This window comes from Limoniibacter endophyticus (assembly GCF_014652835.1).
In the GTDB taxonomy this organism is placed as follows: Bacteria; Pseudomonadota; Alphaproteobacteria; order Rhizobiales; family Rhizobiaceae; genus Limoniibacter; species Limoniibacter endophyticus.
Genome location: NZ_BMZO01000006.1, coordinates 24,809 through 43,043 on the forward strand (window position 1 = coordinate 24,809; position 18,235 = coordinate 43,043).

General features: G+C 57.8%; 17 protein-coding genes. 4 read left to right on the forward strand and 13 right to left on the reverse strand.

Annotated elements, in window-relative coordinates; genetic code table 11:
* Nucleotides 1-7: 7 nt before the first annotated feature.
* Nucleotides 8-1,546 (forward strand): aldehyde dehydrogenase family protein, encoded by a 1,539-nt coding sequence (locus IE151_RS09635; protein WP_189489803.1) that lies wholly within the window; start codon nucleotides 8-10, stop codon nucleotides 1,544-1,546.
* A gap of 56 nt (nucleotides 1,547-1,602) precedes the next feature.
* Here IE151_RS09635 and IE151_RS09640 read toward each other — a convergent pair whose 3' ends face one another.
* The 11 genes from IE151_RS09640 to IE151_RS09690 form a co-directional block, all read right to left on the reverse strand.
* Nucleotides 1,603-2,604 (reverse strand): dienelactone hydrolase family protein, encoded by a 1,002-nt coding sequence (locus IE151_RS09640; protein ID WP_189489804.1) that lies wholly within the window; start codon nucleotides 2,602-2,604, stop codon nucleotides 1,603-1,605.
* Complete coding sequence (locus tag IE151_RS09645) at nucleotides 2,588-3,346, reverse strand: ABC transporter ATP-binding protein (RefSeq protein ID WP_189489805.1); 759 nt, start codon at nucleotides 3,344-3,346, stop codon at nucleotides 2,588-2,590. Before IE151_RS09645 ends, IE151_RS09640 begins: the two co-directional genes overlap by 17 nt.
* Nucleotides 3,343-4,197 (reverse strand): ABC transporter ATP-binding protein, encoded by an 855-nt coding sequence (locus tag IE151_RS09650; RefSeq protein ID WP_189489806.1) that lies wholly within the window; start codon nucleotides 4,195-4,197, stop codon nucleotides 3,343-3,345. The genes IE151_RS09645 and IE151_RS09650 overlap by 4 nt, the downstream gene beginning before the upstream one ends.
* A gap of 4 nt (nucleotides 4,198-4,201) precedes the next feature.
* Complete coding sequence (locus tag IE151_RS09655; protein ID WP_189489807.1) at nucleotides 4,202-5,086, reverse strand: ABC transporter permease; 885 nt, start codon at nucleotides 5,084-5,086, stop codon at nucleotides 4,202-4,204.
* Nucleotides 5,086-6,171, reverse strand: coding sequence for an ABC transporter permease (locus IE151_RS09660; RefSeq protein ID WP_244636690.1), 1,086 nt, complete (start codon nucleotides 6,169-6,171; stop codon nucleotides 5,086-5,088). Before IE151_RS09660 ends, IE151_RS09655 begins: the two co-directional genes overlap by 1 nt.
* Before the next feature lie 78 nt (nucleotides 6,172-6,249).
* Nucleotides 6,250-6,603, reverse strand: a complete 354-nt coding sequence (locus IE151_RS09665; protein WP_189489808.1) for a cupin domain-containing protein — start codon at nucleotides 6,601-6,603, stop codon at nucleotides 6,250-6,252.
* 114 nt (nucleotides 6,604-6,717) lie between these two features.
* On the reverse strand, nucleotides 6,718-7,872 hold the full coding sequence (locus tag IE151_RS09670; protein WP_189489809.1) for a mandelate racemase family protein: 1,155 nt from the start codon (nucleotides 7,870-7,872) through the stop codon (nucleotides 6,718-6,720).
* 71 nt (nucleotides 7,873-7,943) lie between these two features.
* Entirely contained in the window at nucleotides 7,944-8,807 is an 864-nt protein-coding gene (locus IE151_RS09675; protein WP_189489810.1) for an amidohydrolase family protein, read from the reverse strand.
* Entirely contained in the window at nucleotides 8,804-9,940 is a 1,137-nt protein-coding gene (locus tag IE151_RS09680; protein WP_189489811.1) for a mandelate racemase/muconate lactonizing enzyme family protein, read from the reverse strand. Before IE151_RS09680 ends, IE151_RS09675 begins: the two co-directional genes overlap by 4 nt.
* Entirely contained in the window at nucleotides 9,941-10,864 is a 924-nt protein-coding gene (kdgD, locus tag IE151_RS09685) for a 5-dehydro-4-deoxyglucarate dehydratase (protein WP_189489812.1), read from the reverse strand.
* A 70-nt stretch (nucleotides 10,865-10,934) separates the two neighbouring features.
* Complete coding sequence (locus IE151_RS09690; protein WP_189489813.1) at nucleotides 10,935-11,666, reverse strand: FadR/GntR family transcriptional regulator; 732 nt, start codon at nucleotides 11,664-11,666, stop codon at nucleotides 10,935-10,937.
* A gap of 157 nt (nucleotides 11,667-11,823) precedes the next feature.
* On the opposite strand from IE151_RS09690, the gene IE151_RS09695 reads away from it, so the two are divergent.
* Nucleotides 11,824-12,621: an NAD-dependent epimerase/dehydratase family protein gene (locus IE151_RS09695; RefSeq protein ID WP_189489814.1), complete on the forward strand. Its 798-nt coding sequence runs from the start codon at nucleotides 11,824-11,826 to the stop codon at nucleotides 12,619-12,621.
* A gap of 2 nt (nucleotides 12,622-12,623) precedes the next feature.
* Complete coding sequence (locus IE151_RS09700; RefSeq protein WP_189489815.1) at nucleotides 12,624-14,138, forward strand: aldehyde dehydrogenase (NADP(+)); 1,515 nt, start codon at nucleotides 12,624-12,626, stop codon at nucleotides 14,136-14,138.
* A gap of 108 nt (nucleotides 14,139-14,246) precedes the next feature.
* Here IE151_RS09700 and IE151_RS09705 read toward each other — a convergent pair whose 3' ends face one another.
* Nucleotides 14,247-15,857 (reverse strand): ABC transporter substrate-binding protein, encoded by a 1,611-nt coding sequence (locus IE151_RS09705; protein WP_189489816.1) that lies wholly within the window; start codon nucleotides 15,855-15,857, stop codon nucleotides 14,247-14,249.
* A gap of 90 nt (nucleotides 15,858-15,947) precedes the next feature.
* Nucleotides 15,948-16,583: an SGNH/GDSL hydrolase family protein gene (locus IE151_RS09710; protein ID WP_189489817.1), complete on the reverse strand. Its 636-nt coding sequence runs from the start codon at nucleotides 16,581-16,583 to the stop codon at nucleotides 15,948-15,950.
* 920 nt (nucleotides 16,584-17,503) lie between these two features.
* On the opposite strand from IE151_RS09710, the gene IE151_RS09715 reads away from it, so the two are divergent.
* Nucleotides 17,504-18,226 carry a DUF2243 domain-containing protein gene (locus IE151_RS09715; RefSeq protein WP_189489818.1) on the forward strand — a complete coding sequence of 241 codons (723 nt, stop codon included), beginning with the start codon at nucleotides 17,504-17,506 and terminating at the stop codon, nucleotides 18,224-18,226.
* The last annotated feature ends 9 nt before the right edge of the window (nucleotides 18,227-18,235 follow it).

The window sequence follows — 18,235 nt, forward strand, 5'->3', positions numbered from 1 at the left end:
ACTAGAAATGAGCAAGGTAGACATTCTTCGTGATCCGGGTCCTCGCATTCGTGAACTCTGGAAGGGTTTTGCCGGTACGGAGGAAATTGGCAGTTTCGTAGATGGCGAGATCGTTTTCGGCGCTGGCGATCTACTTGACCTGACTGATCCCGCGACCGGCAAGGTTTTTGCTCAGTTCAAGGATGCCGATGCTTCCGTCATCGATGCGGCGATGGACGCGGCTTCGAAAGCACAACGCGAATGGATGAAACTCACGGCGTCTGCACGCGGTCGTGTCATGAACGAGATCGGACGCAAGATCCGCGAACGGGCCGGGGAGATCGCCGAAATTGAAAGCCGCTCGGCTGGCCGCCCGATCCGCGACATTCGCGGCGAAGTCGTCAAGGTCGCGGAGATGTTCGAATACTACGCGGGCTGGTGCGACAAGCTGCATGGCGAAGTCATTCCGGTGCCGACATCGCACCTCAATTATACGCGTCAGGAGCCAATCGGCGTCGTCGTCCAGATCACGCCGTGGAATGCGCCGCTGTTTACCGGTGGCTGGCAGATCGCGCCGGCAATCTGCGCGGGAAATGCCGTCGTCATCAAGCCATCCGAGCTGACGCCGCTCAGCACGCTTATTCTGGGAGTGCTGTGCGAGGCCGCAGGCGCGCCCCGCGGTCTCGTCAACGTCATCGGAGGGCAGGGCGTCACGGCAGGTCAGGCAGCAGTCGCCCACAAGAGGACAGGGCTTGTCGTTTTCGTAGGCTCGGCGCATGCAGGCTCGTTGATCGCTGCAACGGCGGCGAAGAACGTTGTTCCATGCATTCTCGAACTGGGCGGAAAGTCGGCAAATATCGTATTCGCGGATGCCGATATCAACCACGCCATTCTGGGGGCGCAGGCGGCCATCTTCGGCGGTGCGGGGCAGAGCTGCGTGGCTGGATCGCGCCTTCTGGTGCATCGCTCAATACATAAGGAGTTCGTCGAGCGCTACGCTGCGGCGGCGCAGAAAATTCCAGTCGGCGATCCTTACGCCGATACGACGCAGATTGGCCCGATCAATAATCTGCGTCAGTGGACCAAGATCACCGAAATGGTCAAGCAGGGCGTAGCCGAGGGTGCCGCACTTGCGACCGGAGGCGGTCGTCCGGAAGTTCTGGACGCGACGGGCGGTTTCTATTTCGCCCCCACCATTCTGGACAATGTGTCGCCGTCCGCGAGTCTTTCGAAAGAGGAAGTGTTCGGGCCTGTCGTCGGTGTGACGCCGTTCGACAGTGAAGAAGAAGCCGTCACGCTTGCCAATGACAATCCTTATGGACTTGCTGGAGCGGTCTGGACGCAGAATGTCGGTCGTGCGCATCGCATTGCCGGGCAAGTGCGCGCCGGGACCTTCTGGATCAACAGCTACAAGACTATCAGCGTCATGTCGCCCTTCGGTGGCTTCGGCCAAAGCGGCTATGGTCGCTCGAGTGGCCGGGATGCGCTCATGGCCTACACGCAGACCAAAAGCGTTTGGGTCGAAACGGCGGCTGAGCCGGCAGTCGCCTTCGGGTATGTCGGCTGATAAATCGCATATTGGTTGAACGAGAGAAGCCGGGTGCATTGCCCGGCTTCTCTCGTTCATGCCGTCTGGTGCCTCTTCAGGAAATCTATTGCCTCCACCTGTATTGAACGCGGACAATGATGATGGCCGGGAAAAATTCCTGCATCGATTTCCGCTGAATGGGTCGCATCTCTTAGCTTGTCGAAGAATTTCTGCGCATCCGTCTGCGGGAAATGTATATCGGCAGAACCTGTACGCAGGAACATCGGACGATCCGCGGCAAGCGCTGCCATGTCGGGAAAGTCGGCTAGCGGGGCCAGGGACGGGTGAAGCGTGTAGAACGCCGATTGGCCCTTGAGGAGGGTTGCGTTCGGCTGAAGCAACCCTGCTCTCGTCCCTGCCCAGGATAAGGATGCGCAGGCTGAGACGCGTTGTTCAAGCGCCGCGACTTGCCACGCGCGGAACCCTCCAAAAGAAAATCCGAGCGCCGCGACCCGCGTATCGTCTGTCTCCGGCTGCCTGCTCAGCCAGTCGAAGGCCGCAAGGTCGTCAGCGGCGACAATGCCCGCGAGGCTCCATCCAGCTTGCATCGCCTGGCTGGCAAGCGCCTGTTGCTCCACGTAGCCTCCAGCGTATCGCGAGCCCCAGCCAAGCGCATCGCATACCAGGACTGCAAATCCTGACTTGGCGAGGTCATCTGCCAGAAAACAACCATCGTAATGTTTTTCGGCATGCTTCTCGCCAAGCTCGCCGGCGACCATCTTCCGCCAACCTATGTCGAAGAGGCCGCCGTGATCATGCAGGAGAAGGACTGCCGGATGAGGCCCGTTTCCTTCAGGTAGAAGAAGGGCAGCTTCGCCGCTGTCGCCCGTTGCATAGTGAAAGCGCAAGCGGCGGTGCCTGCCGCTGGTCTCAAGCAGCTCCGCCCGAATTATGCCTGAAGGAGGGAGGCTTGCTCGCCAGATGCTGCGCAGCTCCATTTGCCATTGCGCAAATGGTTCGCGAAGCCGGAGCGGATAGCGATGGTTAGCGATCCGTTCCGATATGAAGGGCAGAAGCACCTCAGACGGCGCTGTCATATTCAAGCGAGGCTTCGATCAGCTGGCGAGCATAGGGATGCGTCGCCTGATTGCCGATAAGCGCCTCGCGCTCCAGGACTTCTACGATATCGCCCGACTGCATGACGGCGAAGCGTTCGCACATGTAATCAACCACGGCGAGGTCGTGGCTCACCAAGAGATAGGTGAACCCCTTTTTCTCGCGCAACTCCGCCAGCAGGTTGAGAATTTCTGCCTGCACCGAAACATCGAGCGCGGAAGTGGGCTCGTCCAGCAGCAGAACGGACGGCTCCAGAATGAGTGCGCGCGCGATTGCCACGCGTTGCCGCTGGCCACCGGAAAGCTGGTGCGGATAACGATCGAGAAAATCGACCGGCAGGCCAACTTCTGTAATGGCCTTTTCCATGCGCTCCTGGCGCCGATCCATCTTGTGGATCTTGAGCGGTTCCGACAGGACGGTCCGTACGGACTGGCGTGGATGCAGCGATCCATAAGGGTCCTGAAAGACCATCTGGACAGTGCGACACCGTTCGATTAGCGGCATGTCGCGCACGGATTGCTCGCCTATGCGGATTTCTCCATGCCATTGTGTGAAAAGCAGCGACATGCAGCGCAGTATCGTCGATTTGCCCGATCCGCTTTCGCCGACCAGACCGAAACATTCGCCCGGCTTCACGGAGAAAGAGATGTTGGGCAGGATCGTTACAGCCTTGGGGCCTTCGCCGAGCGTGATCGTCAGGTTTTTGACATCGACCGGTTTCATGCTGAAATCTCCAGCGGTTCTTTCCACTCAGGCTTGCGATCCAGCACCTTCAGCGGCGCACGTCCGCCGCCGATGCGCGGCTGTGCGGCGAGCAGACCCTGAGTGTAGGGATGCTTGGCACTCGACAGCTCCGAAGCCTTCAGGCTTTCGACTACCTGACCAGCATACATGATGAGTACGCGGTCGCAGAAATTGCGTACGAGGTTTAGATCGTGGCTGATCATGATGAGACCGATCCCCCTTTCACTGACCAGCCGATCGAGAATATTAAGGACCTGCAAGCGCACCGTGACATCCAGTGCCGAAGTCGGTTCGTCGGCGATAACAACGTCCGGATCGGTCAAGAGCATCATGGCGATCATGATACGCTGACCCATTCCGCCCGAAACCTCGTGCGGATAAAGATCGTAGACGCGCTCTGGATCGCGAATTTGTACCGCTTGCAGCATATCGACGGTCTTGGCGCGTGCTTGCGATTTCGTACATTTGAAGTGCGTGAGATAGGCTTCCGCAATCTGATCGCCGACGCGGCGGATCGGGTTGAGCGAGAATTTCGGATCCTGCAGGATCATCGACATCCGCCGTCCGCGCACCTTCAGCATCTGGCGTTCCGAAATTTGCAGCAGGTCTGTGTCTTCGAACCGGACTTGCTCCGCCGTAATGCGCGCCGTTGGCAAAAGCCGAAGCAATGCGCGGCCGATGGTGGATTTTCCGGAGCCGCTTTCGCCGACAATGCCGAGTTTCTCCCGACCGAGGGTGAAGGAGACATTACGCACCGCGTCGACATAGCCGCCATCGCTGCGATAGCTGACGCAGAGCTTTTTCACGTCGAGAATAGGTTCATTGCTCATGCGCTTATCTCCGGTTCATCTGCTTGGGATCGAGCGCGTCACGCAAGCCATCGCCAAGAAGGTTAAACGCAAGGCTGACGAGCAAGATCGCGAGTCCCGGGAAAGTGACGAGCCACCAGCTGTCGATCATGTAACGCCTGCCCATGGCAATCATTGCGCCCCACTCCGGGACGGGCGGTTGCGCACCGAGGCCAAGGAAGCCCAAGCCTGCGGCTGTCAGGATAACGGTCGCCATGTTGAGCGTCAGGCGGATAAGAACCGACGGAAGGCACATCGGTACAATTGACTTGAAAATGATGCGTGGCACGGAGGCGCCTTGCAGCCGCGCCGCTGAAACATAATCCGCGCTGCGGAAGGTGAGCGTTTCGGCGCGTGCCAGGCGTGCGATCGGCGGCCAGGAGGTCAAGGCGATGGCGATGATCGCGTTGTTCAGGCTCGGTCCCAACGCCGCAACGAAGGCCAGCGACAAGATCAGGCTTGGGAAGGACAGGAAGATGTCGGTAATGCGCATCATCACCGTATCATAACGTCCGCCGATATAGCCGGCAGTCGTGCCGACGAAGAGGCCGATCGGACCAACGACTATGGATACGAGAAAGATGATGGTCAGCGTGATGCGGGTCCCGTAGACGAGGCGGCTAAATATATCACGCCCAAGTTCGTCCGTACCGAAGAGATGCGCACCGCCGGGGGCGGCCAGCGTGTTGTTGAGATCCTGCTGATAGGGAGCGTGCGTCGCGATCCACGGTGCAAAAATCGCGACGAGGATCAGAACGGAGATCACGATCAGACCGAAAGCCGAAGTCGGACTTTTCATCAGGAAGCGAAAAATATTGCCGAGCGCCAGCAGCGGAGCGGGAAGGGCGCTTTTAGCGGTGAGCGTTGTCATCAGCGCGTCCTCGGATCGAATATTCGATAAAGCATGTCGGAGATCAGGTTGAGCGCGATGAAGATGACGCCGACGATCAGAACGCAGGTCATCACGGCATTCATATCGCCGATCAGCAGATTGTTGGTGAGATACTGGCCAAATCCCGGCCAGGCGAACACGGTTTCGATCAGAACGGCCCCTTCGAGCAGCGAACCATAGGCAAGGGCCACGATGGTGACGAGCTGGACACGAATGTTGAGGAAGGCATGCCGCCAGATCGTACGTCGGGCGGAGAGACCTTTGACGCGCGCGGTGGTAATATACTCCTGATTGATCTGGTCGAGCATGAAGCTGCGCGTCATGCGGGTGATATAGGCCGATGACGAATAACCCAGAATGCTCGCGGGCAGAATCAGGTGGTTGAGCGCCGAGCGAAACACTTCCCAGTCCCTTGCGAGTGCGGAATCGATCAGCAGGAAGCCGGTGCGTTCTTCAACGAGGCCGATATAGAAATCCGCCATGCGCCCGCTGCCGCCAACCCAGCCAAGAGCCGCGTAAAACAGGAGAAGGCCAATCATGCCCGTCCAGAAGATCGGCATGGAATGGCCCATCAGGCTGAAGACGCGAATGACGTGATCTGGCCAGCGATCCTTGTTCACGGCGGCCAGCACACCGAGCGTCACCCCAAGCGTTGCGCCAATGATGATCGCGAAGGTCGCAAGTTCGATCGTGGCGGGCAGCACGTGGAGAATGTCCTTGATGACGGGCTGCCCGGTGCGGATCGACATCCCGAAATTGCCGGTCAGTACGTCGCCGAGATAGAGGAAGAACTGCTCCCAAAGCGGCCGGCCAAGGCCAAGCTGCTCATAAACCATCTCGTAGGTCTCGCGCGTCGCGTCCTCTCCCACGATGGCACGTACAGGATCTGCCGGCATCATGCGGCCGATCACGAAAGTCAGCACGAGAAGGCCGAACAAAGTGACGGCGACGGTAAATAGTTGCGCGCCGACCGGACGCCAGTTGAACGAGCGCAAGCGCGATGAAACGCTTCTCGTTGCGGCGGGAGCGGAGCCCCAGCCGGCTGTTTTAGATGTCTTCAACATTCACTCCTCCCGCACGACGGATCGCGGCGCAATCTCATCATACATGTTGGAATATTTGTCATATATAATGACAGATTGTCAATCGTCGGCTTTTTCAGCCAGGGGATAAGATATAATTAGCTCCAGGGGCGCGTCGCCGAGCTGGTGGATGCCAACGACATCGCCGCTATAAAGATAGGCCATACTTCCTGCGCTTAGGCGGCGTGTCTCGTCGTTGGAATGAACTTCGCCTTCGCCCGAGACAACGTAATAAACTTCGTCGTGGTCGATGAGATGCGCACCGATCGCACTGCCTTGATGCAGGATGCGTTTGCGAAATTCCATTGTGCGCTGCGGGATATTCGCTGTCAGGCGAAATCCGGTCGATGTACCTATGTGCCCGTGCGGGGTCGGCTCCTCCCGACGCACGTCTTCTTCTGAAACGACGATCATCTTTCCTCCCGATGAGCGCATTGTCCGATGCAGTTCTGGCAGAGCCGGTTCTGGTGGAGCAGGCACTGCCGAGAAAAATATACCGCCGGGCGTGATCTGTCCGGCGGTTGTAAATCAATGGGTGGAGACGAGATTGTTCTCGATGAAATCGAAGTTGATATCCTCGCCGATTCCTGGGCGGTTCGGCACGTGCACATAGCCGTCTTCGTCCATTGGGTCGGAGAGCTGGTTCAAATAATCAAACCCGTCATCATATTCGAGGAACGGATGCAGCAGGCCACGTTCGTACCAACGACAGTTCTTCGCGGCCGCGACAACGTGGAGATTCATGGCGGTGTTGCCATGGACTTCGCAATCCATTCCAAAGGATTCGGCCAAACGCATGGTCTTGAGCGCTGGCGTGATGCCCCCCACATCGTTGACGCCGGTGCGTAGTATATCCACTGCGCCCGAGGTGATCCATTCTGCGCGATGCCAGTGCTTGCCACCGGCGCTTTCAGGTCCGAGAACCGGAATGTCGAGATTGTCTGCAAGCCATTTATAGGACGAAAGCGACTGCTCATCCATGCTTTCCTCGATCCAGTCGAAGCCCAGCTTTTCAAGTCCGCGACCGAGTTCGAGGGAATCGACGCGGCTGTACCAGTGGAAGGCGTCGATCATCAGGTGAATATCCGGACCGACGGCTTCGCGCACGGCAGCGCAGGCCTTCAGGTCCATCTTCACATTGGGAGCCCAACTGACCGGAGGCATCCAGGTGTGTAGCTTGATCCCCTTGTAGCCGCGTTTGACCAGCTTTTCGGCAAAGCGGGCATAATCTTCCGGGGTTGCAAGACCGCCTTCGATTTCGTCGCCGCACATAATGGAGCCATAGGCGCGAACCTTGTCGCGATAGGCGCCGATGAGCTTGTAGACGGGCTGGTTGAGCGTGCGCCCGGCCAAGTCCCAGAGCGCGACGTCGACAGCGGCGAGGGTGCGGTCGGTGAGCTGTGCAGCCGAACCGCGCTGCCAGTGAGCAAGATCCTGCCACAGGCGCTCGCGGTCGCGATAGTCCTGACCGACCAACACCTTCTTGACGAATTTCTCGATCAGATGCGGGCGCACGATTTCCGGCGCGGTGAAGCTGTAGCCCTCATGCCCGTCCTCGGTGCGGATGATGATCATCGCCTGCTGCACCTGATGGGCCGGACCGGGATGTGCGTGACCGGCGCTATCGGAATGCCGGCGCGTGGTGGTCAGGAAGGTTTTGACCGAAACATCTGTAATGATCATTCTTTTGTCTTTCGCTATGCAATTTCAGCTTTCGCATATCCGGCAAATACCGAACGTCTCCGGAACTACCTTTACAGTGGCGAGAAACCGAATAATTCCTGCGGATTTTCGACCAGGGCGCGGTGGCGGGCATGTTCGTCGGGGAACCAGCCCAGCACCGTATCGGCCAGCGCTGCATCATCGGGATATTCTTCGGTAGTCTTGGCCATGTTATGTGGCCAGTTCGTGCCCCAGATGATGCGCTCGGGCGCATGTGCGGCTATTTCGCGAGCCACGGCTGCAATGTCTTCATAATCCGGCGCGCCGGATTTGGATGATTCGTAGCAACCAGCGAATTTGAACCATACATTGCCTTGGTCGATCAGCTTCTTCAACGCTGCGACATGTGCGTCGGTAACGCCGTCGAAGAACTTGCCGTGATGATCGAAGACCCATTTCGTCTTGAGCGTTCCGAGGCGAGGGAGATGTTCCAGCAGATCGCTGCCATTGAATTGGACGGTCATCATCCATCCAAGCGCCAGCGCACGATCTGCGACACCTTCCAATTCGGAAAGGCCGATCGCCCCACCTGGCAGATCCATGATGCGCGCGCCGACGACGCCGGCATCCGCCAGTTCCTTCAATTCGGCATCGGTGGTATCGGGCCCGATGGCGGCAACGCCCTTGGCGACGTCGCCCATTTCTTGCAGACAGGCAACGAGGTTGCGGTTGTCGAACTGGTGCGCGTTGCCCTGGGTTATCACAACGCGATCAATGCCGATCCATTTCATGAACCGACGATATTGCGTGGCATCAGGCAAGGCACCTCCGGGTAGTGGAGGCCCGCCTTCCTGCGCTTCGAATCCGGGTAGATACATGTGCATCTGCGTATCGACGGTGCCATGCGGCAGCTTGGTCCGGGGTGGCGCACCGGTGAGTTTGCGCTTTATTGTCATATGTCTCTCATCCTGAATTCTTTAAGGGCGGCGCGGTCAATTTCGATACCGAGACCGGGGCCGCGCGGAATGGTGACAATGCCCTTGTCATGTTCGATCGGCGAGGTGACGACGGCCTGGCGGAAGGGGTTGTGCGTACGATCGAATTCCAGGATCGGTTCGACAGGACGCGTGCGCGCCGGGTCGGGCACCATCGCTGCCATGAATTGCAGCGCAGCGGCGATCTGAACTGCTGTTCCCCAGACATGCGGAATGACGCGAATCCCGTGCACGGATGCGAGATCGGCAATCTTCTTGGCTTCCGAGAAGCCGCCGCAGCCGCAAATATCCGGCTGGATAATATCTATTGCGCGTGTTTCCACCGGCTCGCGCATACCCCAGCGGGTATGCCAGGTTTCGCCTGCGGCGATCTGGATGGGCTGGCTCTTTCGCACTTCGCGATAGGATGAAAGCTGTTCCGGCGCCACCGGTTCTTCGAACCAGTCGATGCCGTAATCTGCCGCTTGCTTGCCGACCCGAACTGCCTCGATGGCATCGTAACCGTGATTGGCGTCGATCATCAGCCGCATGTTCGGCCCGATGGCCTCGCGCACGGCTCGGATAACACGCAGATCCTCGTCCGGCTCAAACCCGATCTTGATCTTGCAGGCGTGAAAGCCCGCATCACGATGCCCAGCCATCTCGATCGCATTGTCTTCAACCCGATCGACGCCATCGCGCTTGAAGCTGCCTGTAGCGTAGGCGCGAACGTTCTCACGAAAACGTCCGCCCAGTAATGTCGCGACGGACACGCCGAAATGCTTGCCTTTGATGTCCCAAAGGGCAATGTCGATGCCTGAAAGAGCGGTGATCGTCAGCCCGCGCTGACCCTGGTCACGCAGCGCGTTGTAGAGCAGGGCCCAGATCTTCTCGGTTTCGAGCGGATTTTGACCGATCAGCCAGTTCGCATAAGTTTCCACGATGGCCGCATTGGCGCGCGCCGGGCCAAGGCATTCGCCCCAGCCCGTCGTGCCATCCTCGCAGATGACCTCGACCAGCACGTGACTTCTTCTGTCGAAGCGCATGGAAGCACTTTCGAATGCTGTCTCCAGCCTGTGCTCGAGAAGATGCGTGCGGACCGAAGCGATCTTCATTTATGCAGCCTGCTTGCGGCGGTAGGGCTGGATAAGAGCGTCCAGCATGGCCTCTTCTTCCTTGGTCAGGTCGGAGAGCGGGCTGCGAACCTTCCCGGCATTGAAGCCCTGCAGGCGTACGCCGGCCTTGATGGCCGATACTGCGTAACCTTTGTTGCGATTGCGGATGGCCATGAAAGGATAGAAGAAGTCGAGCAGGATCTTCTCGCAGGTCGCGCGCTCGCCGGCGCGCAAGGCACGATAGAAATCGACCGCGAGGCCAGGGACGAAGTTGAAAACCGCCGATGAATATGTGGTGAAACCCGCGCCGAGATAGGCTTCGGCGAAGAGTTCGGCCGTCGGCATGCCGCCAAGATAGGTAAGGCGGTCGCCCATCTTCGCGGTGATCTGGCGCACGAGGCCGATATCGCCGGTGCCGTCCTTGAACCCGATCAGGTTTGGACATTCGTCGCACAGGCGGGCAAGGGTGTCGGCCTGAAGAACAGAATTGTCGCGATTATAGACCATGACGCCGATGCCGATAGACTGACAGACGGTCTTGATATGGTGATAGAGACCTTCCTGCGGCGCGTCGATCAGGTAATGCGGCAGGAGCAGGATGCCGTCGGCGCCAGCTTTTTCCGCCGATTTGGCGATTTCGACGGCTATCTCTGTACCGTAACCGCAACCTGAAACTATAGCGGTTTCGGTGCTGCCCGCAGCTTCCTTCGCAGCGGCAACGATGGCCGGAATTTCTGCCGGCGTCAGCGAGAAAAATTCGCCAGTCCCGCCTGCTGCAAAGAGAACGGGTGCGTCAAAGCCGGAAAGCCATTCAACATGCGCCTTGTAACTCTCAGCGGCGAATCGCCCGTTGGCGTCGAAATGAGTGACGGGGAACGAAAGGAGGCCCGAGCCGAGCCGTTTTTGGATTTCATAAGGATTCATGGTGCTGACCTCTCCCAGATAATTTCATGATGGGATAGCTCACTTGGCAGACATAAGTCAATAACTTGTATTATAAGTTTGATTGAGAACGTCGCAAAACGGCCCTGTAGCGGGCCTGGCTGCCTTTGAGGTGCTTGCGCATCGCCGTCCTGGCGGCTTCCTCGTCGCCCAGTGAGATGGCGTCGATGATTTCACTGTGCTCTTCATGCAGCTTGGCGATGTAATTGCCGGAACTCGCATCCTGCCCCGCTTGTAGCGCTGCGCGGGGAATCACGCCGCTTCCGATCATCGAAAGAAACTCGCGGAAGCGCGGATTATTGGCGGCATCCGCAATGGCCAGATGCAACGCGAAATCGGCATCTGACGTTGGCCCTCCATTTTCCAGGCGCCTCATCACTTCCCGATGTGCTTCTATGATGCGCTCTTCCTGCTGCGGCGAACGTCGCAACGCAGCGAGCGCGGCCGCTTCGACCTCGACTGCAGTCCGCAGTTCCAGAAGCTCTATAACGGAGGAAATGCGCTCGTAATCAAGGTTCTGGAAGGGCAGGATTTCCGGTTGCGGCGCTTCCAGGACGAAGACGCCCGCTCCTTGTCGCGCCTCGACCAGGCCTTCAGAACGCAGGGCGGCAATGGCCTCGCGCACGACCGTACGGCTCACGCCATGCGCTTGCGTGAGCTTCGCTTCGCTGGGAAGCTTTTCGCCTGGCTTGAAATCTCCCGCCTGAATAGATTGTCTGAGAAGCTCGCTCACGCGCGTGACCAGATTGCCAGCTGGACGAGAATTCTTTGCACCGTGCTGCATGCTGCGGGATGCCTTTCATGAAGGGTAGGGTCCGTATTCAAAAAGCCGTGAGTTTTCTCATAAGTCAAGTTGCCGAGAATAGGCCATGCAGATTGACCCGATTGCGACGACATGTATGATGGGTTTAAGGAGAAATATCTTGGAGGAGAGATTCCGCGTGAAAAGACTGCTTATAACAGGTGCCGCCGGTGGCTTGGGACAGGTCATGCGCGAACGCCTGGCGCCCTATGCGGAGATACTGCGTCTGTCGGATATAGCGGCGCTGGGCGAGGCGAAGGCCAATGAAGAGCTGGTCCAATGCGACCTGGCCGATGCGGCCGCGGTCGACAAACTCGTCGAGGGTTGCGACGGCATTCTGCATCTCGGCGGCGTTTCCGTCGAAGCACCGTTCAGTAAAATCCTCAACGGCAATATTCTAGGCATGTACAATCTCTATGAGGCGGCACGCGCTCATGGGCAGCCACGCATTCTGTTTGCCAGTTCCAACCATACGATCGGCTTTTACAAGCAGGACGAATATATCGACGTAGATGCGCCGGTTCGTCCCGATGGTCTCTACGGCGTTTCCAAATGCTTCGGGGAAGCGTTGGCCAAGCTCTATTTCGACAAGTTCGGCCAGGAGACGGCAATCGTGCGCATCGGGTCGTGTTTCGAGACGCCGCGCAACCACCGCATGCTCTCAACCTGGATGTCCTATGATGATTTCACCGCGCTGATCGATTGCGTTTTCCGCACCCCCATGTTGGGATGTCCGACGATCTGGGGAGTATCGGAAAATGACTCCTCCTGGTGGGACAACAGCAAGGCCCGCTTCCTCGGCTGGAAACCGAAGGATAATGCCGAGAAATATCGCGTCGAACTGGAAAAGACCGTCGCGCGTCCCGATCCGTCATCGCCGCTCGCCATCTTCATGGGCGGTCCCTTCACGCAAGACCCCATCCACAAGGACGACTGACAATGAGTTTTATTCCCCATGGCCGCCATCTCATCGCGGGTGAGTGGGTCGAGGGACCGTCGCGGTTTACATCCTCGCCCGCAACCGGTCCGTCTCATCAATTTGCAATAGGAACGCCGGAACTTGTCGCGCGTGCAGCCGAGGCGGCAGAAGATGCCTTCTGGTCCTATGGCTATTCCACGCGCGAGGAGCGCGCGGCGTTTCTGGAGGCGATTGCAGACGAAATCGAAGCGCGTGCCGTTCATATCACCGAAATAGGCACGCAAGAGAGCGGATTGCCTGGTGCCCGCCTGGAAGGTGAGCGCGGCCGGACGACCGGTCAGCTGCGTCTGTTCGCGAAGCATATTCGGGATGGGCATTATCTGGACAAGCGCGTTGACGAAGCTCTGCCAGATCGCAAGCCAGCTCCGCGCCCCGAGATCCGCCTGATGCAGCGTCCGATCGGACCGGTTGCGGTTTTCGGCGCCTCAAACTTTCCACTGGCCTTTTCCACGGCTGGTGGCGATACGGCTGCGGCGCTTGCCGCCGGCTGCCCGGTTGTCGTGAAGGGGCATTCCGCACATCCGGGAACGGGCGAGATCATTGCCGAAGCAATCCACGCCGCCATCGAAAAGACAGGCGTGCACAAGGGGGTCTTCGGTCTGATCCAGGGCGGCGACCGGAAGGTTGGCGAGGCGCTTGTCACGCATCCGCTTATCAAGGCGGTCGGTTTTACTGGTTCGCTCGCCGGTGGTCGTGCTCTCTTCAATCTTTGTGCGCAGCGTGACGAGCCGATCCCCTTCTTTGGCGAGCTTGGTTCCGTCAATCCAATGTTCGTTCTGCCGGAGGCAATCAAGGCGCGGGGCGCAGCCTTGGGCGAAGGCTGGGCTGCCTCGCTGACGATGGGGGCAGGGCAGTTCTGTACGAATCCTGGCATTGCTGTCGTTATTGACGATGCAACTGCCGACGGCTTCGTTGAGAGCACCCGGACAGCGCTTGAAAAGGTTGCACCTCAGACCATGCTGACCGACGGGATCGCCAAGGCTTACCGCGATGGCAAGGAGCGGTTCGACGCACGCAATTCGGTCAAGCCTGTGCTTTCGACCGAAAGCAAGGAGCGGCAGGCTTCACCCAATCTTTACGAGACGACCGGCGAGGCATTTCTAGCGGATCACACCATCGGTGAAGAAGTATTCGGGCCGCTGGGTATCGTGGTGCGTGTGAAGTCGGTGGATGACATGGTGCATCTGGCAAAGGGGCTGGAAGGCCAATTGACGACGACCATCCACCTCGATGCCGGGGATACGGAGGACGCGCGTCGCCTTCTGCCGGTTCTGGAGCGCAAGGCCGGACGCGTCCTGGCCAATGGTTTCCCGACTGGCGTCGAAGTTGTCGACTCCATGGTGCATGGCGGCCCTTATCCGGCATCGACCAATTTCGGTGCAACCAGTGTCGGTACCATGTCGATCCGCCGTTTTCTGCGGCCCGTAAGCTACCAGAACATTCCGGCCAGCCTGCTGCCCGCCGATCTTGCCTGAACAAACCTGCGAAGAAGCAAAAGCGCCGGATTTTCATCCGGCGCTTTTTGGTCTTGATCCCGCTTCTGGCATGAAAGAAGAGGGCGGGTTTGTCACCCGCCCTTCGCTTTACCTGTCTTTTGTTACCGTCTCGAAGCGGGTGATCCATGGATTGACCACGAGGCCTTTCACGTCAGTGCGATAGGCCGCGGTATCGACCACTTCCGAGAATGGCTGGATCGCAGGGATCATGTCTTCATAATAGACCTGGATCTCCTCGTATTTCTTGGCTTGTTGCTCGTGATTCTTTTCGAGCAGCGCGTCGATAATCATCGAGTTGAGTTTTTCATCGAAGAAGCTGGTGCGCCATGCCTGATAATTGGAAAGACTTGCTTCGTCCGAATTATCGGGATTGTACGCAATAGCGCGCAGGTTCGAATCCGGATGCAGATGCTGGCCGCCGCCGCCGCGACCGATGATCAGTTCGAACTTGCGTTCGCGCATCGCACCATAAATCTGATCCCCGGAACCGGTGATCAGATTTGCTTTGATGCCGGCCTGTGCAAGCGTTGCCTGCATGGCGGTCGCAATATTGATGAAGGGCGGTTCGGAAAGCGCACGCAGAGTAACCTCCATGCCATCCGGATATCCGGCCTCAGCCAGCAGTTTCTTGGCGCGTTCGACGTCGAGCTTGTAGCCAGGATCAGGCAGAAGGCCCTTGACGCCGCTGCTCAGAGGGCGCTGGTGGGGTATGCCGTAGAACGGCATGATGGATTTGTTCAGGCCTTCATAATCAATGAGATAGCGAAGGGCTTCACGCACCTTTGGATTGGCGAAACGCTCGTCCTTCATCGAGACGGCGAGATAGTAGAACCCGGCGCCCGGCGTAGTCTCGACCTCGACGCCTTCCATTTTCTCCAAAGCCTGAAGATCAGCGGCCAGTAGCGCGTAAGCGACGTCGATGTCACCACGTTCCAGCTGCAGGCGCTGTGACTGGGATTCTGGCAGGTGACGGATCAGGATGCGGCGCATGGCGGGCTCTTCGCCCCAATATTCGCCATTCCGATCAAGCAGTACGTTTTCGTTCGACCGCCACTGATTGAGCTTATACGCACCCGAGCCAGCAGAATTGGTCTTTAGCCAGGCAGCGCCCCAGTCGCCATTCTGCTCGTTTTCCTTGACCTGCGCACTGTCGATGATAGAGCCGGGGCCGGCCTGGCTGATCGTCATAAGGACGAAATTCGGATCGTCAGGCTGAGGAAGGTTGAGCTTGAAGGTGTAGTCGTCAATCACCTGGAATGATGCATCGGCATTGTCGGCATTGAAGCCGCGTGTTTTGAGAAAGGATGCCTGCGCCAGGTTCAGCGTCATCAGGCGCTTGAACGAATAGGCGACATCCTCGGCTGTGAATGGATTGCCCGACGCAAAGTTTACGCCCTCGCGCAGCTTGAAGGTGATGGAATTGCCATCAGGCGCAACTTCCCAGCTCTCTGCAAGCCGGGGAATGAACTTTGTGCGATCTGCCGGATCGGCAACCAGCAAGCTGTCATAAACGCTGGAGAGAACCAGAACGGCATCGCGGCCGGTAATCCCGGCCGGATCAAGCGTCAAAATGTTCTGCATCGAAATCGCGACGACGAGCTGATTTGGCGGCGTCTCAGCCTGTGCCGGCAGCGAATGCGTACCGAGAATGCTGACGCCGAGTGCAAGTGCAGCGACGGTGGAAAGAAATTTGTTCATGTGGCCTCCCTATTAGCCGATGAGCCTCCACTCATCGGCATTTCAGGTATCAGATCACATATGATATAAAATTGTCAATTGTAATATAAGTTAGTCGAAAAGCAGTTTCTCGGCCACTGGCGCTAGCGCTTTCCCGAGCTTTTCCGTGTTCTCGGCATCGAGATGCACACCGTCCACGGGCGATGGTTCCACCACACGTGCGGCGTTGAAAAATGCAACCCCGGTCTCCTTCGCTACAGTCTCGTAAAGAGTAGCGAACTTTCGCGATTCTTCGATTGAGCGGTTTTGCGCAGGGGGACGACCATCGGCGGTCTGGCAGCAGGCTGGCGGCGCCACGATCAACACTTTGGGTACCTCTATGCCCGTCTTCCAGGGGTAGAGATGCACAAGTTGCACAAGGCGTCGGATGCCGCCTTGTGCACCATTGGCAAAGCCGCAGAGCTGTGGCTTCAAGTCATTGGTTCCCAACATTATTATGACGAGGTCAAGCGGATAGTGACTGCCCAGAAGCATAGGCAGAGCCCGCACTCCATTACGTTCATTCGGCGCGGCATGATCGTCAAAGCAGGTGGTGCGTCCACCCAGACCCTCCGATATGACATGCACGCGATCTTCCAGCGCTTCAGAAAGAGCGGTGGGCCAGCGATAGGCGAAAGGGTGTCGTCCGCCCGTCACAGGGTCTGCACCCCACGTCAGGCTATCTCCAAAGGCTAGAATTTGTTTCACGTCTCGGTCTCATCCTGCTTTGCTCATATGGGCAGAAAATGCATATCAGACAAGTTTGTCGCGCGCACCTGCAATGCTGAAGATTCCAATCACGCGATTGCCCCGGTTGCCTAAAGTGCGGTCGGTGCAGGAATATCCCGTTATCGTCGCGAGAGGCTTGCCGTTGCCTGACGGTCGATTGTTCCACATGGGGCTCGTGCGGCTGGCTGTTTGGCGGGATACGCGTGTTAAGTCGGCTGTGAGACATTTGTTGCGATACCGGCGTGCAGGACTCAGAAGTGAATTATGTTCCATAAGATGCATTATGAATTCCTATTTGTGTAGCCGGGCGGGTTCTCGCTTGAAGTGCGACAATGATAACAACGAGTTATTCAATGCAAGGAAGTTGTCATGAAACGCTCGGTGATATTCTGGTCTACGTGAAAGAGTGCCAGGACCAGGCAAAGCCGAAGGTGAAGAGCAACAGCGCAAGAATGGTTAACTCAAACGCGCTCGTGGGCCGGGCCGGAGCAAGGACTTCATGAATGATCCGGCTGTGATTGCGCGGCGGGAGAAAGCGTTGACGCCGCGCCAAGCTGCGGAGTGACGTGTCGATCGGATAATCTCAAAGCTAAAGCCGAAAAGACGTGTTCGCCACCCGCCCCGGCCTGATCTTGCAACCGCTATCGCTCAGATCGGGGCTGGTCGGCGTCCCGTCTTGCGACTGGTCGGACATTTTCCACTTTGCAGCGCCGATGATATTTCAACAGCGCCGCCACACATTTGTGTGGCCGCTGGGTTCCGCCTGAACTCACGATCACGTCGGAACCTCGTCCTTGTCTTTATGTTTGACCTCTTCCTTAAGAGAAAGACGAGCTGACACTATGGTGCATTCCCGGCTACCTGTATCCGACCGGAGGCTTGCGGTCTCGGCGGCTTTCATGGGTTTTGGTCTTGGCGGTTTCTTCGACGGCATTCTTTTGCATCAAATTCTCGAATGGCACCATCTGCTAAGCGGCGTTCAGCAGGCACGTCTGGACATTCGGTTTCTCATCATGACCGATGGCTTGTTCCATCTGCTTATGTATCTGATGACTGTGATCGGCATCTACCTGCTTCTCAGATCACGCGCGGTTCTGGGGCAAGGGCAAACGAAGCGGATATTTTCAAGCTACCTGCTGACCGGCTTCGGTGTCTGGCATATCGTCGATGCGATTTTTTCGCATTGGGTTCTGGGTTTGCATCATATCCGCATGGACGCCGAGAACCCGCTTGTCTGGGATGTAGTCTGGCTCCTGATTTTCGGGGTTCTGCCTTGTTTGGCGGGCTATTGGATGCGCCGCAACGGATCGGACGGCGGTGCGTCGAAAGTCGCAGCACTGACGGTTTTCATTGCTATTCTAGCAGGCGGCGTATCGATATTTCCCGTCGCGCGAAACGATGTTGCCATTGTTCTTTTTCATCCCATGGCGACCCCCGTCCAAGCTTTCGCTGCGGTTCGTAGTGCGGGCGGTGAAATTTTATGGACGGATAGCTCGCAACAGGTCTGGGTCTTGAGGACGCGTAGCCCCAACACGTCAGGAAGCCTTTACAAGCGTGGAGCTATCCTTGTCAGCAATAACGGGTTTCTCGCGGGCTGCCTCAACTGGATGAAGGAGAGCTGAGGAACGCTT

Bases quoted from the DNA above. Each gene is read 5' to 3' on its own strand.
- IE151_RS09635 (WP_189489803.1), top strand. From the start codon at position 8: ATGAGCAAGGTAGACATTCTTCGTGATCCGGGTCCTCGCATTCGTGAA.
- IE151_RS09640 (WP_189489804.1), bottom strand. From the start codon at position 2,604: ATGACAGCGCCGTCTGAGGTGCTTCTGCCCTTCATATCGGAACGGATC.
- IE151_RS09645 (WP_189489805.1), bottom strand. From the start codon at position 3,346: ATGAAACCGGTCGATGTCAAAAACCTGACGATCACGCTCGGCGAAGGC.
- IE151_RS09650 (WP_189489806.1), bottom strand. From the start codon at position 4,197: ATGAGCAATGAACCTATTCTCGACGTGAAAAAGCTCTGCGTCAGCTAT.
- IE151_RS09655 (WP_189489807.1), bottom strand. From the start codon at position 5,086: ATGACAACGCTCACCGCTAAAAGCGCCCTTCCCGCTCCGCTGCTGGCG.
- IE151_RS09660 (WP_244636690.1), bottom strand. From the start codon at position 6,171: ATGTTGAAGACATCTAAAACAGCCGGCTGGGGCTCCGCTCCCGCCGCA.
- IE151_RS09665 (WP_189489808.1), bottom strand. From the start codon at position 6,603: ATGATCGTCGTTTCAGAAGAAGACGTGCGTCGGGAGGAGCCGACCCCG.
- IE151_RS09670 (WP_189489809.1), bottom strand. From the start codon at position 7,872: ATGATCATTACAGATGTTTCGGTCAAAACCTTCCTGACCACCACGCGC.
- IE151_RS09675 (WP_189489810.1), bottom strand. From the start codon at position 8,807: ATGACAATAAAGCGCAAACTCACCGGTGCGCCACCCCGGACCAAGCTG.
- IE151_RS09680 (WP_189489811.1), bottom strand. From the start codon at position 9,940: ATGAAGATCGCTTCGGTCCGCACGCATCTTCTCGAGCACAGGCTGGAG.
- kdgD (WP_189489812.1), bottom strand. From the start codon at position 10,864: ATGAATCCTTATGAAATCCAAAAACGGCTCGGCTCGGGCCTCCTTTCG.
- IE151_RS09690 (WP_189489813.1), bottom strand. From the start codon at position 11,666: ATGCAGCACGGTGCAAAGAATTCTCGTCCAGCTGGCAATCTGGTCACG.
- IE151_RS09700 (WP_189489815.1), top strand. From the start codon at position 12,624: ATGAGTTTTATTCCCCATGGCCGCCATCTCATCGCGGGTGAGTGGGTC.
- IE151_RS09705 (WP_189489816.1), bottom strand. From the start codon at position 15,857: ATGAACAAATTTCTTTCCACCGTCGCTGCACTTGCACTCGGCGTCAGC.
- IE151_RS09715 (WP_189489818.1), top strand. From the start codon at position 17,504: ATGGGTTTTGGTCTTGGCGGTTTCTTCGACGGCATTCTTTTGCATCAA.